Here is a 14,580-nt window from a genome sequence, read left to right as displayed (position 1 = left end):
TATCGATGTATAAATATAATAACAGACTGATTTAAATAGCTTTTTATTTTAAAGCCTGATTAGAGATCATAACAAAACTGGCAGCAGATCGCGACTATAATTTATGATCTAATTTACTTTTCCCATGCTTTTATTCACTTTTTATACAGGGGCTGTGGAAAACTTCTTATTTATGATGATCCTATCGGATCATGAAAATTGATCATAAATAAACATGCTTTACGCGCTCTATTATGATTGACTTTTCGTCACTTCATCTATAATATCTCGCGCTCGCAATGGCACCTGTGCCAGGATCGCGACCTGCATAGGATGTTTTAACTTTAACCGATCGGATGAGATTGTTATGAAAAGAACTTTTCAACCTAGCGTTTTAAAACGCAAACGTACACACGGTTTCCGTGCTCGTATGGCAACTGTAAATGGCCGTAAAGTATTAGCTCGTCGCCGTGCTAAAGGCCGCAAAGTTCTTTCTGCTTAATTTATAAGTGGAAGACTTTAGCTTTGGCAGGGAGTTACGTCTGTTAACTCCCTCGCATTACTCTCGCATATTTAATGAACCCGCTCGGGCTGCAACTCCTTTCTTTACTTTATTAGCAAAACCAAGTGACCAGTCAAAACCTAGGTTAGGCCTTACTGTTGCTAAAAAACGTGTAAAAAAGGCATGTCAACGAAACCGTATTAAACGTCTTGCTCGCGAAAGTTTTCGTTTAAACCAACATACTCTCGATAATATAGATATTGTGTTGATGGTAAAAAGTGGCATTGATGAACAGTCCAATGAAGAATTAACCAAACAACTAACAAAGTTGTGGCGTAAAATTAATGAACGCTGCAAACCCGGTGCCCCTAAACCGCCACCATTTAAAAAACGCCCAAACAAATCAGCTAAATCGACTAAACAAACTCAATAGCAATAGAATTACAGGGTTAATTAAGGTATCTTTAGCTCACCTTTTAATCATGCGTTTAAAATCTTAAAGTAAGTCTTTAAATACATGGTATCTATTCACTAAACATAACGTAGGGGCATGTACAACATGAGGTTACTTAAACCACTTGCTGCGTTACCAACACGTTGTTTAGTTTTATTGATCCGCGGTTATCAAAAGTGGATTAGCCCGCTATTGGGTCCGCATTGTCGTTTTAATCCAACCTGTTCTAGCTACGCTATTCAAGCAATTAATTTGCATGGTGCAGTAAAAGGCAGTTGGCTCGCAGTTAAACGCATATTAAAATGCCATCCTTTACATTCAGGTGGAGACGACCCCGTTCCTGAAAAATTAACCCGTATTAACCACCAACACGAGAAATAAGAGCTGTTATGGAATCGCAACGCACGTTTTTATTCATCGGCCTAATGCTAGTGTCGTTTTTATTATTTCAAGAATGGAATAATGACTACAACACGCCAAAAGCCGATCCTAGTGCCACTACACAAACACTAAAAGCAAACTCACCGGAATCAGATGATTATGTTCCAGCTTCATCAGACTCTGGTTTACCTGCTTCAACTACTTTAGCTAAACGCTCAGTCATTGATATTACAACTGACGTGTTCAAAGTTAAAATTGACACCAAAGGCGGTGACATTGTTGAAACAGACTTAATTAATTATAAAGAAACCAAAGGCAGTGATGTTCCTTACATGCTACTTGGTGAGTTTGATGGTAAACAATACTTTTCACAAAGTGGTTTAATAGGTTTAAATGGCCCAGATGCATCTGCAAATGGTCGTCCTACTTACCAATCAGAGCAAACCTCTTACACCTTAACAGGTGATGAGCTTCGCGTTCCACTGCAATTTACCGACAGCAACGGTGTAAGCTTTACTAAGACTTATGTATTCAAAAAGGGTCAGTATGATGTTGGCTTAGAATATAAAGTTAACAACACCACCAGCGCGCCTGTACAAGTACAGCTTTACACACAAATAAAGCGTACCGTACAAGAAAAAGGCAGCATGGTTGATCAAAACTATTTAGGGGCTGCATACGGTACAGATGAGGAACCATACGAAAAGTATAGTTTTTCAGATATGGCCGATAAAAACCTAAACATTAATACCCAAGGTGGTTACGTTGCCTTTATTCAGCATTACTTTGTAAGTGCTTGGGTACCAATGCAAGATCAAGCGAATACACTTTATAGTTTAATCACTAAAAGTAACGCAGCTATTATTGGTGTTAAAGACGAAGCGGTAAATGTTCAAGCTGGTAGTGAGCAAGTACTTACTGCAACTTATTACATGGGCCCTAAAGAGTCAGATAAACTTGAAGCGATTCACACTGACCTAGACTTAACCGTTGATTACGGTTGGTTATGGTTTATCTCTCAGCCGTTATTTGTACTATTAAAATGGTTACACAGCATTTTAGGTAACTGGGGTGTAGCAATTATTGCTATCACTATTATCGTTAAAACATTAATGTATCCACTGACTAAAGCACAATACACCTCAATGGCTAAAATGCGTGCATTACAGCCTAAGATGAAAGCGCTAAAAGAAAAGTATGGTGATGATCGTCAAAAATTCGGCCAAGCGACCATGGAAATGTACCGTAAAGAAAAAGTAAACCCTATGGGTGGCTGTTTCCCTATTTTACTGCAAATGCCAATCTTCTTAGCCTTGTTCTATGTATTCTTAGAGTCTACAGAACTTCGTCACGCTGAATTTGTACTTTGGCTAACAGACCTTTCTGCGAAAGACCCATACTACGTATTACCAATCTTATTTGGTGCGAGTATGTTTATAACGCAAAAACTACAACCTATGACGGTTACCGATCCAATGCAGCAAAAAATGATGACCTTTATGCCGGTTATCTTCTCTGTGTTCTTCTTATGGTTCCCATCTGGTTTAGTACTTTACTGGTTAGTGTCTAACCTTATCTCTATTGTCCAGATGTTAATCATCTACCGTGGCATGGAAAAGAAAGGTATTAAAGTAAGGGGCTAACTCCCCTTACCTACAAAAAAGGCGACCTAGGTCGCCTTTTTTAATATCTGAAATTTACTCACTAAGAATAGGCGAATAAAGCGACTTTGGTACACTGCGCTCACTAAAGTTCACACCCGTTATTGTCAGAGAGAAAATAGCTAAACCTATAGCCACGTAACCTGATATGCCTAACCACTCAAAAACAGTTTTTTTACGCCTCACTCTGAGCCAACTCATATATATGCCAACAGCACTAACAAAACTCATAAAACCGCCGAATAGCGCCCAAATAAGTTTAGTGCCGAGGCCTGCAAAGTTACCAAAATGCAAAGGATCGGCAGTATCTTTAATACGAGGAATAAGCGGTAAATTCTCTCCTTTTTGTACTGCTAATACTGTGCCTGTCGTTGGCTTTAAATACACGCGATTGGCGCGTAAGCGAAGTAAAATATCATCGTTATAACCACGTACTTCAATAGGTTGATTCTTTTTATTACCATAACGTATATAGCGAATATCAAGCGTCGGAAATGCCTGCTGCGCAGCGTTATAAGCCTGAGTTAAGCTTATTGGTGTTGCATTAACAGTGGGTATTTGTTTTTTAAATTCACTAACAGCGACTGGTGGTGCAATATAATGCTTTATTTTCGCTGTTTGCAAACCATGTTCAATAAGGTACCACAGACCTGTTATGGCTATGATAGCCATAAACCACATACTCCATAACCCAAGAAACTTATGCCAATTAGACCAGCCATTACGTTTATCTAAAACTAGCTGGGCAGGCTTTTTAAAAAAGCCCTGCCACCAGCGACGATACACATAAAAACTCGAAACCAGCAGAATAACCAATAAAATACTTAAGCTTGTAACAATTAGCTTACCTATCCAGCCCATGGATAAATACATGTGCCAGTTACGTAAAAACCGTGAAGCACGTGCCCATTCCCCCTCACCTAACACATGCCCTGTGGCTGCATCTAAATAAATAAACCGAAATGCGTCATCTATTTTTAGTGCAACTTCCAAAGCCAAGTACTCTTGCTTATGGCGCTGAAGATACAACACTTGTGCACCTGAATAATGCTTGTTGAGGGTATTTTCAATGGCTTGATAGTTGGTGATTGAAGAGGACGTTAACGCACGATACTTACTGTCTGTCAGATATTCAATTTCATGACTTAGCGTCGCAAGTGTACCAGATAAACAAACAACAAAAAGCAGGACACCAACAAAGAGCCCTGCCCATGAATGCAGATTAAACCATTGTCTAGCGTTCACACGCCACCTTTAAAAGCTGTATTTAGCACTAAAATAAATACGGCGAGGTTCACCTGGGAAGTGCCCTGTACGTTCAATAAAGCCACTACTAGCATATTCTTTATCAAACAAATTTTTAACCGACAATTGCCATTGCCAATTATCTACTGTGGTTTGCCATGCCATATTATAAATAGTGTAAGGCTTAACTTGTTGACCACCTAAGCTTAGCTGTTCGTCAACATAGTCTAAACCGGCAGAAATAGAGGAAGAGAAGCGAGGAAGCTCGTAGCGTGTCCAAATGCCCACTGTATTTTGTGGGGCATTAGCAAAATTATCACTATCAGGGATTTGATTACGAATGCTTTCATTCGCTTTAGTGATACGGGTATCATTATAGGCATAGTTAGCAGTCACAACCCAGCGCTCGGTAATATCACCAACCACTTCAATTTCGAATCCTTTACTTTCTACTTCACCTACAGCCACTAGGTCGTCAACACCATCGCCAGCCACATCACCTAATAAGCTTGCTTGGAGGATATTTTCACGAACAATATTGTAAGCAGCCAAATTAACTGCCAAGCTATCATCAAGCAGTTTACTTTTTAAACCAACTTCATTGATACGGCTTGTTTCTGGAGAAAATGGCCCACCCTTAGCCGTTTCTTGATCACTTGCACTTTGTGGAACAAAGCCCGTACCGTATAAAGCATAGGGGTAGAAAGTATCGTTAATGTTGTAAGTTGTACCCACACGATAAGTCACATCACTATCTGAAAACTCAGTTTGATTTAACTCGTCTTTATCTTCAAAGCGATCATATCTTAACCCTGCGGTGATACTCCAATTAGTGGTAATATCGAGCTGATCTTGAACATAAGCACCAAAACGAGTGCTATTCGTTCGACCTAACCGTGGTGTAATGCTATCTAAATTATAATCATCACCCGCTGTAAGACCATATTCAGGGTCGTGAAGATCAAGCCCGGGTACAGGTCCACCTTGACTCTGTTGCTTTGCCGTACGATATACACTTTCAAAGTTATGCTCATACCAATCACTACCTAGTAATACTTGATGTTGCATATCAGCCAATACAAACTCCGCAACCGCATTAGCCGTTAAACTAAAACCTTCATTCTCACGAACTTGATCACGAAACTCTCGATCACTCCAATCAAGCACACCATCGCTATCTGTATCATCGAGTCCTTTCGGTTCATGATAGTTTTGCACTTCTTTATTATCGAAATAACGAGCCGTAATATCCGTTCGCCAAATATCATTAATATCGTGCTTTAAAGTAGCTTGATAAACATGAGCTTCAACATTTTGAAAGTCAGTCGCTTCATTATGATTCCAGCTAATATCTGTAATAAATTGGCCATTATCATCAGCGGGGACACCGCGTAAACGTGCACCACCTAATTCTTGCTCAATAAAAGTGTATTGCGTAGTCAGCTCTGTCGCACTATTAATTAACCAAGTATAACCAAGATCAACAATGGTGTTATCGCTACTGGTATTAGTACGAAATGGATTTTCTGAATCACGATATAAACCAACACGGTACGCATGGTTATCGAGCGATTCACTTAGCGTACCAGTACTTTGTATTGCCCCACTGAAAAAGTCATCATTACCTACTTCAACTTCAATGCTGTGCTCATCGGTAAACTTTGGCTTTTTAGTTACATAATTAATAATGCCGCCAGGGTTTCCGCTACCATAAATAGCGCCCGCAGGGCCTTTTAATACGGCAACTTGTTCAATATTAAATAACTGTGGGACAGCAAAACCATTAAATGGGTCGCCTTTTACACCATCGTATAAGATCTCATCTTGGCGAAAACCACGAAACGTCACCCCGGAATAACTAAATGCGTTAACCCCTGCAATATTGCTATATAAATCGGTAATTTGACGTGCAGCCTGATCGTTAATTAACGCTTGGGGAAGAATTTGAATGGACTGCGGGATTTTCTCAATTGGGGTATTTGTGCGAGTCCCAAAACTGGATTCTGTTGGTCTGTATAAAGAAAAAGCACGGCCAACAACATCAATAGTTTCTATTTCATTTTCAATATTTTGATTTTCAGCTAGTGAAGAACCTGAAAAACTGACTAGAACAGCCAATAAAACTGGAGAATAGCGCATAAAGTTTAAGTACGTAGAAAAATAATACGCATATGCTAATGAATATAATTATCATTTTCAATAACTGATTATTAATTAAAACTAAATAATGAAATGCTTAAAATGTATCTGCTGACGCATTTTTACATACAGCTATTCGCATGAAATAAAGCCATAGGTTACAATACAAACCAGCATTCACTTTCATATTGGCAATTTCAAACGCATGATTAATCAAGACACTATCGCAGCACAAGCAACCGCACCAGGACGTGGTGGGGTTGGTATTATTCGTGTTTCAGGCAGCCTAGCAAAGCAAGTCGCTGAGAAAATAGTAGGCAAAATACCTAAAGTTCGCTTTGCCGACTACGTGCCTTTTAATAACCTTGCAGGGGATCAGCTTGACCAAGGTATTGCAATTTACTTTGCCGGCCCACACTCATTTACCGGTGAAGACGTACTCGAACTTCAAGGCCATGGTGGCCCTGTTGTCCTTGATATGCTACTTAAAGAAATAAGTAAAATAGACGGTGTACGTTTAGCAAAGCCTGGTGAATTCTCTGAGCGTGCCTTTATGAACGACAAGCTTGATTTAACTCAAGCTGAAGCTATTGCCGATTTAATTAATGCAACCAGTGAACAAGCGGCCAAAAGCGCCCTACAGTCACTTCAAGGTCAATTCTCTAAGCATATAGAAACCTTAGTAGAAAAAGTCATTCACTTACGTATGTATGTAGAAGCGGCTATTGATTTTCCTGATGAAGAAATCGATTTTTTATCAGACGGAAAAGTAGGCGGTGATTTGAATGCCATTATTGAGCAACTTAATGCGGTTACCAATCAAGCCAAACAAGGTAGCATAATGCGCGAAGGTATGCGTGTCGTTATTGCAGGTCGTCCTAATGCAGGCAAATCAAGCTTACTTAATGCATTAGCAGGACGAGAAGCGGCAATCGTAACTGAAATAGCCGGCACCACCCGCGATGTACTTCGTGAGCACATACATATAGATGGTATGCCACTACATATAATCGACACCGCAGGCCTGCGTGAAAGCCCAGATCGCGTTGAACAAATAGGTATTGAGCGTGCATGGGATGAAATAAACCAAGCCGATCGCGTGTTATTTATGCTTGATGGTACAGATACAGCCGATACCGACCCTCATGCTATTTGGCCAGAATTTATGGCTAAGTTACCCCAAGGTATGGGCGTGACCGTGATCAGAAACAAAGCCGATTTATCAGGTGATGTAGTCGGTATGGATCAAGAGCAACAATATCCGGTCATCAGTTTAAGCGCTAAGAATGCTGACGGCATAGAACTAGTGCGTGAGCACTTAAAAGCCTGTATTGGTTTTGATGGGGCCACAGAGGGTGGATTTATGGCGCGTCGTCGTCACTTAGATGCCCTTGAGCATGCAGCCTACCACTTAGATACCGGTAAAACACAATTAGAAATGCATGTGGCCGGTGAAATTTTGGCTGAAGAACTGCGTTTAACGCAGCAGTATCTTAACGAAATAACTGGTGAATTTACCTCAGATGATCTACTTGGCAAAATATTTAGCTCGTTTTGTATCGGTAAATAGTCAAATTAATAAGTAACGATATAATTTATTAAGGGCGCTTAGGCGCTCTTTTTCATGCCTAATATTTACAATAACAACTCACCTAGCTGTGTTTTAATAATCCACTTTAAAAACCAAACAGACTACAAATACAGTTTAAGCTGCACTTATATCAGCCTCAATTCGCCTTTAATAATGTACATAAAAGATTTTACAAGGCCAATAATCACAGCAAATAGCGGCTAGAACGCCTTAATTTATAGAAAAAATAGCTGTAGTTATGCTTATTAAACACTCTAAAACTGAAGCTATAGCATTGGTTATCCATGTTTGAATAGGGGGAATTATCAAGTCATAAAAACAAAACGTAACTAAAAAATACGTTTTGTTCGTCTACACCACCAGCAAAATTCAGTTAAATATTCACTTTAGATCACTCAAATTTATTTTTTTGCAGATCAGTTATCCACAATTGCGTGTTTTTTTGCTTCAGCGAGGAATTAAACGTCTTTAAAATGGGGAAATAAGCTGTATTTAATTAAAAAAGGGCTGTTTATAAAAAATAATAATGGTTATTTAGCCTGATCTAATCAAATAGATCATTTTTTAAAATTTTTTTCGATCCCAATTTAAGGTTATCAACAAGCTTTATATCCACATTAAGATCAACAAGCATCTATACGTTTATTTTCAATCGCTGGTGGCAAATACTAAATATAAAATCAATGACTTAGCAATAAAACTGCAACTTTAATTGATAGTTAAGCAGAGCTTTCCCCAACCTTATCAACAACTTGATCAGAAGATTACATTTAAAGATATTTTGTTAAACCTTTAATTATCAAGTAGTTAAGCAGTACATTTAAGTGAAGGCTTAAATAAGTACAAAAATAGTTATACAAAATGGCACTCTTAACTTTACTGTTATACTCACTGGGCTATCATAGGCGGCAATTAAAACTAATAGTGATCACAAATATTCATGAGTTCAGTAAATCTTATCGTTGGTAGTCAAATGGGATCCGCAGAATACGTTGCCGAGCAACTAAACGATGCGCTTAATAGCCAAGGTATTAATACCCAACTACATGATCAACCTGAATTTAGTGAAATAGATCAGCAAAATACCATTTGGTTAATTTGTACATCAACCTATGGTGCGGGTGATTACCCAGAAAACCTTATTAACTTTGTTGATGAGTTATCTCAAGTTGATGATTTATCGCACTTAAAGTACACGGTCATTGCTTTAGGTGATACCAGTTATGACACGTATAACCTTGCAGGGCGTAATATAGATACGCTTTTAAGCCAAAAAGGCGCGATACAGTTAGCACCGCGCTTAGAACTGAATATTCTTGATGAAGCACTTCCAGAAGATACGGCCTTAGCTTGGTTAGACTCGTGGATAGCAAAAACAGGTCTAAAATAGAAAGATCAAGTAAAAAGTTATAAATAAAGTTACCCACAATTTACTAATAATTTAACAGATTTTGTGGATAAACACTGATTAAACTGCTTTTTTAACCATGCTTATCCATGGGATAAGATCGAGACTTGATCGGCCTGTGCATAACAGCCTGTTTTGATCAGAGCTTATTTACCTGAAGATCCGATCATATTAACACTTTTAGATCCGATCTAATTATATGTTTTTAATCATGATCTAAAGCTTATCAACAGAAAAGCTGATCAGTAGTAGTAATAGTATTAAAAGATCTCTTTAAAAGATCCTTTATATTATTAGAGATCACTTACTTAGATCTTGAGCACTGTTTAATCATTTATCTTCTGCTAATTTCTAGGTAGAATACGCTCCCTTTTGAAGTTTACTGGTTTGATTTAAGTAGGATCCCATTAATGATTTTTCACGAAAATTTTGACGTTATCGTAGTAGGTGGTGGACATGCTGGCACTGAAGCCGCATTGGCAGCTGCCCGTATGGGGATGAATACCCTGCTGCTGACTCACAATATGGATACCCTTGGTCAAATGTCTTGTAACCCAGCGATTGGTGGCATTGGCAAAGGCCACTTAGTTAAAGAAATTGATGCTCTTGGTGGCGCAATGGCTCAGGCTATTGACAAAGGCGGGATCCAATTCCGTACGCTTAATTCTTCTAAAGGCCCTGCTGTACGAGCTACTCGTGCTCAAGCGGATCGTGCTTTGTACAAAGCGGCTATTCAGAACACACTTCAAAACCAAGAAAACTTAAAGATTTTTCAACAATCATGTGATGATCTTATCGTTGAAAACAACCGTGTAACAGGTGTCGTTACCCAAATGGGTCTGCGTTTCAGTGCTCCTAGTGTAGTACTAACCGTAGGCACATTCTTAGGTGGCCAAATTCATATCGGTCTTGAAAACTTTAAAGGTGGCCGTGCAGGCGATCCACCTTCAATTGCATTGGCTGATCGTTTACGCGAACTTCCATTTAGAGTGGATCGTTTAAAAACAGGCACACCACCACGTATTGATGCACGCACTGTTGATTTTTCTAAAATGCAAGAACAACCAGGTGATGCACCAACACCGGTATTCTCATTTATGGGTAAACAAAGTGATCACCCACAACAAATTCCGTGTTACATCACTTACACAAATGAAAAAACACATGATGTTATTCGCAAAAACTTACATCGCTCACCTATGTACTCAGGTGTTATCGAAGGAATAGGCCCACGTTACTGTCCGTCTATTGAAGATAAAATTGTCCGTTTTGCTGATAAAGATAAGCACCAGATATTTGTAGAGCCAGAAGGCTTAACGTCATACGAGTTATATCCTAACGGTATTTCAACCAGCTTACCGTTCGATGTGCAGTTAGAAATTGTGCAATCGATCACCGGATTTGAAAATGCACATATTTGTCGTCCTGGCTACGCTATTGAATATGACTTTTTTGATCCGCGCGACTTAAAACAATCATTAGAAACTAAATTTATTGATGGTTTATTTTTTGCTGGTCAGATTAATGGTACGACCGGTTACGAAGAAGCGGGCGCACAAGGTCTGATCGCAGGTATGAATGCGGCATTACAAGTGCAAGGCAAAGAGTCGTGGACGCCACGTCGTGATGAAGCCTATGTTGGCGTACTAATTGACGACCTAGCAACACTGGGTACAAAAGAACCGTACCGCATGTTTACTAGCCGTGCTGAATACCGTTTGTTACTACGTGAAGACAACGCTGATATACGTTTAACTGAAAAAGGCCGTGAATTAGGTTTAGTTAACGATGAACGTTGGCAAGCATTCAACGAAAAAATGGAAGTGATCGCTAAAGAGAAACAGCGTATTAAAGATACCTGGATCCATAAAGATCATGCGGTTGTTGATCAAGTAAATGAATTACTAAAAACGCCACTTGTGCGTGAAGCCAGCTTAGAAGAATTATTACGCCGACCTGAAGTGCGTTATAACGACTTGATGGCTATTGAAGGACTCGGATCTGAGTTTACCAATAAGGCCGCCTTAGAGCAGGTTGAAATTCATACTAAGTACGCAGGTTACATTGCACGCCAGCAAGATGAGATCAATAAGCAGCTTCGTCATGAAGAAACAATTTTACCAAAAGAGTTTGATTATAAAACCGTCTCTGGTTTATCAAATGAGGTTGTTGCTAAGCTAATTGATGCTCGTCCAGACACTATTGGTCAAGCTTCGCGTATTTCTGGTATCACCCCAGCGGCGATTTCGCTATTATTAGTGTATCTGAAGAAGCAAGGCTTGTTGCGCAAAACTGCGTAACGGTAAAGGTACATTGTGTTACAGCAACAATTAACAACTTTGTTAGCGCAAACTGATATTGCGCTAACACAAAAACAACAGCAACAACTTGTTCGCTATGTCGAATTACTCGATAAGTGGAATAAAGCCTATAATTTAACCTCAGTACGTTTACCTCAAGAAATGATGGTTAAACATATAATGGATAGCTTAGTTGTTGCGCCTCACTTGACCGGTCATCAATATATTGATGTTGGCACAGGTCCTGGTTTACCGGGCATAGTGTTAGCTATTGCCTTACCCGATACGCAGTTTGTATTATTAGATAGTTTAGGTAAACGTGTACGTTTTTTAATGCATGTTAAACATGAGCTTGGCCTTGATAATGTGACCCCTGTGCAGTCAAGAGTTGAAGAATATCAACCAAGTGTTAAATTAGATGGCGTACTAAGTCGTGCATTTGCATCGTTACAAGATATGATTGACTGGTGTTCGCACTTAATCGATCATTCAGGTAAGTTCATTGCACTTAAAGGGGTATTTCCAAGTGAGGAATTAGACTCACTCCCTGCTGGTGTTAAGTTTGAGCAAAAAATTGCATTAGAAGTACCCGATTTAGATGCACAACGACATTTAATAATTCTTTCTAAAGACTAGGGATCAGAGACACTGTGGCAAAAGTCATCGCATTAGCAAATCAAAAAGGCGGAGTAGGTAAAACGACCACTGCCGTTAATCTCGCTGCATCTATGGCTGCAACGAAACGTAAAGTGCTGTTAATAGATCTCGATCCGCAAGGCAATGCGACCATGGGCAGTGGCGTCGACAAATATGGTGACGTCCCTACTATCTATGATTTACTCATAGAAGATAAGCCTATTGATGAGGTGATTATTAAAGAAACCTCAGGCGAGTATCATATGATTGCTGCAAACGGCGATGTGACCGCTGCAGAAGTTAAATTGATGGAATTATTTGCTCGCGAAGTACGCTTACGCAATGCACTTGAAAAAATTCAGGATCAGTACGAGTTTATTTTTATAGACTGCCCACCTTCTTTAAATATGTTAACCGTTAATGCCATGGCTGCTGCCGATTCTATTTTAGTCCCAATGCAATGTGAATATTATGCATTGGAAGGATTAACTGCATTAATGGATACGATTACGCAACTTGCTAAGTTAGTTAATCCTAACTTACAGATTGAAGGCATACTTCGTACTATGTACGATCCGCGTAATCGATTAGCAAATGATGTATCAGAACAATTAAAACAACATTTTGGCGATAAAGTATACCGTACGGTGATCCCACGTAATGTTCGACTTGCAGAAGCCCCAAGTTTTGGCGCACCGGCAATGTACTACGATCGAGCATCAAGTGGTGCGAAAGCGTATTTAGCTCTCGCGGGTGAAATGCTACGCAGAAAAGAAAAAACAACTCCCGTTGTCGCCTAACTTTGAGGTAAAAAAATAACATGTCTGCTAAAAAACGAGGTTTAGGCCGAGGACTCGATGCACTTTTAAGTTCATCTAAACCTGCACCAAGCGAAAGCAAGGAACACGACAGCGCCAATGTAACAAACGCAGTTGAAAATGCGGCACAGCCTAGCAACAGTGAATTACAAAAACTACCCATCGAGTTTTTACACTCAGGGAAATACCAACCTCGTAAAGACATGTCTGAAGAGGCACTTGAAGAACTCGCCAGTTCAATTCGTTCACAAGGGATAATTCAACCGATTGTTGTGCGCCCAGTTGCGCATAACAGTTATGAAATTATTGCCGGTGAACGTCGTTGGCGCGCGGCTCAAATTGCCAAGCTTGAGTTTGTACCGTGTATTATTAAAGATGTACCCGATGAAGCGGCCGTTGCTATTGCCCTAATTGAAAATATTCAGCGTGAAGACTTAAACGCCATGGAAGAAGCGATAGCGCTTAATCGCTTGCTTAATGAGTTTGAGTTAACGCATCAACAAGTGGCGGATGCAGTTGGTAAATCGCGTACGACCGTGACTAACTTATTACGCTTAAATAATCTTAATAACGATGTAAAGATATTGTTAGAGCATGGTGACATTGAAATGGGTCACGCTCGTTGCTTATTAGCACTTGAAGGTGAAGTGCAATCAGATGCAGCCCGTTTAGCTGTTGCGAAAGCATTGACCGTTCGCGAAACTGAAAAGCTAGTGCGCTCTATTTTAGAGCCTGCTCCAGCAAAAGAAGTAATAGAAAAAGACCCAGATGTTAAACAGTTAGAGCAACAACTTGCTGATAACTTAGGGGCAAAAGTAGAAATAAATTACAACAAGAAAGGCAAAGGGAAGTTGGTTATTTCTTACACTAATCTTGACGAGTTAGACGGTATTTTAAACCGTATCAATCAAGACTATTCCCACCATTAATTCATTGGATGTCTAAAAAGGGACATTTACAGCGATTTTGTGTTACAAAGCACCTACTCAAGTTGCAAAACTGGCAGGATTAAGTATAATTTCGCCAGTTTTCATACCCTGACAATTAGAGCGTCATAAAGGTTAATTAAAAGTGACTAATAAGTTAGCAGGCCCGTATAGGCTTGCCGCATTAAAATTAATTTGCCTTCAGGGATTTGTAGCCCTTTTAGCTGCACTAATAATTTTTATAGGTTGGGAAACCAATGCCGCACTTTCAGCATTAGCTGGTGGCGCTGTCGCAGTACTTCCTAACTTTGTATTTGCGCTTTATGCATTCAGATATATGGGTGCAAGTCGAGCAAATCAAGCGTATGCCTCGTTGAAACGCGGCAACGGATTAAAATTTATGCTAACAATCGTTTTGTTTGCACTAATGCTAAAGCTTTATCCGGTAGTTTTATTACCTTTCTTTTGTGCTTATGTGTTGGTGTTGTTTACAGGATTGTTTACACCCGTTTTTTTTAAACATTAACTTTTGGGATATAA

The 14,580-nt window shown here is 39.5% G+C and carries 13 protein-coding genes; 11 read left to right on the top strand and 2 right to left on the bottom strand.

Annotation, left to right across the window (positions count from 1 at the left end):
• Positions 1-346 precede the first annotated feature (346 nt).
• From rpmH to yidC, 4 genes are all read left to right on the top strand, one after another.
• Positions 347-481, top strand: coding sequence for a 50S ribosomal protein L34 (gene rpmH, locus PTET_RS15835; protein ID WP_008112968.1), 135 nt, complete (start codon positions 347-349; stop codon positions 479-481).
• Positions 482-488: 7 nt separating this feature from the next.
• Positions 489-914, top strand: coding sequence for a ribonuclease P protein component (gene rnpA, locus PTET_RS15830; RefSeq protein WP_008467046.1), 426 nt, complete (start codon positions 489-491; stop codon positions 912-914).
• A 126-nt stretch (positions 915-1,040) separates the two neighbouring features.
• Entirely contained in the window at positions 1,041-1,316 is a 276-nt protein-coding gene (yidD, locus tag PTET_RS15825; RefSeq protein ID WP_036957173.1) for a membrane protein insertion efficiency factor YidD, read from the top strand.
• 8 nt (positions 1,317-1,324) lie between these two features.
• A complete protein-coding gene (yidC, locus tag PTET_RS15820; protein ID WP_016900028.1) occupies positions 1,325-2,959 on the top strand; it encodes a membrane protein insertase YidC in 1,635 nt (544 codons plus the stop codon).
• A 54-nt stretch (positions 2,960-3,013) separates the two neighbouring features.
• Here the strand turns inward: yidC and PTET_RS15815 are convergent, their stop codons facing one another.
• Both PTET_RS15815 and PTET_RS15810 read right to left on the bottom strand, forming a co-directional pair.
• Entirely contained in the window at positions 3,014-4,222 is a 1,209-nt protein-coding gene (locus PTET_RS15815; RefSeq protein WP_096038893.1) for a PepSY-associated TM helix domain-containing protein, read from the bottom strand.
• Positions 4,223-4,231: 9 nt separating this feature from the next.
• Positions 4,232-6,361: a TonB-dependent siderophore receptor gene (locus tag PTET_RS15810; protein ID WP_096038892.1), complete on the bottom strand. Its 2,130-nt coding sequence runs from the start codon at positions 6,359-6,361 to the stop codon at positions 4,232-4,234.
• Between the two features lie 205 nt (positions 6,362-6,566).
• On the opposite strand from PTET_RS15810, the gene mnmE reads away from it, so the two are divergent.
• The 7 genes from mnmE to PTET_RS15775 all read left to right on the top strand — a co-directional run bounded on the left by mnmE (position 6,567) and on the right by PTET_RS15775 (position 14,566).
• Entirely contained in the window at positions 6,567-7,931 is a 1,365-nt protein-coding gene (gene mnmE, locus PTET_RS15805) for a tRNA uridine-5-carboxymethylaminomethyl(34) synthesis GTPase MnmE (RefSeq protein ID WP_013466273.1), read from the top strand.
• A gap of 961 nt (positions 7,932-8,892) precedes the next feature.
• Positions 8,893-9,342 carry an FMN-binding protein MioC gene (gene mioC, locus PTET_RS15800; protein ID WP_016900013.1) on the top strand — a complete coding sequence of 150 codons (450 nt, stop codon included), beginning with the start codon at positions 8,893-8,895 and terminating at the stop codon, positions 9,340-9,342.
• Between the two features lie 428 nt (positions 9,343-9,770).
• A complete protein-coding gene (gene mnmG / locus PTET_RS15795; RefSeq protein WP_013466270.1) occupies positions 9,771-11,660 on the top strand; it encodes a tRNA uridine-5-carboxymethylaminomethyl(34) synthesis enzyme MnmG in 1,890 nt (629 codons plus the stop codon).
• 15 nt (positions 11,661-11,675) lie between these two features.
• Positions 11,676-12,296, top strand: a complete 621-nt coding sequence (gene rsmG / locus PTET_RS15790) for a 16S rRNA (guanine(527)-N(7))-methyltransferase RsmG (protein WP_016900012.1) — start codon at positions 11,676-11,678, stop codon at positions 12,294-12,296.
• A gap of 14 nt (positions 12,297-12,310) precedes the next feature.
• Positions 12,311-13,096, top strand: coding sequence for a ParA family protein (locus PTET_RS15785; protein WP_008112117.1), 786 nt, complete (start codon positions 12,311-12,313; stop codon positions 13,094-13,096).
• Positions 13,097-13,116: 20 nt separating this feature from the next.
• Positions 13,117-14,043, top strand: a complete 927-nt coding sequence (locus tag PTET_RS15780; protein WP_016900011.1) for a ParB/RepB/Spo0J family partition protein — start codon at positions 13,117-13,119, stop codon at positions 14,041-14,043.
• A gap of 142 nt (positions 14,044-14,185) precedes the next feature.
• The gene (locus tag PTET_RS15775) at positions 14,186-14,566 is read left to right on the top strand and encodes an ATP synthase subunit I (RefSeq protein WP_013466267.1); all 381 of its coding nucleotides are present in this window, start codon (positions 14,186-14,188) and stop codon (positions 14,564-14,566) included.
• The last annotated feature ends 14 nt before the right edge of the window (positions 14,567-14,580 follow it).

Source organism: Pseudoalteromonas tetraodonis, from assembly GCF_002310835.1.
Classification (GTDB): Bacteria; Pseudomonadota; Gammaproteobacteria; order Enterobacterales; family Alteromonadaceae; genus Pseudoalteromonas; species Pseudoalteromonas tetraodonis.
The sequence above is the reverse complement of the archived record's forward strand: the minus strand, read 5'-3'. Positions and strand labels throughout refer to the sequence as shown.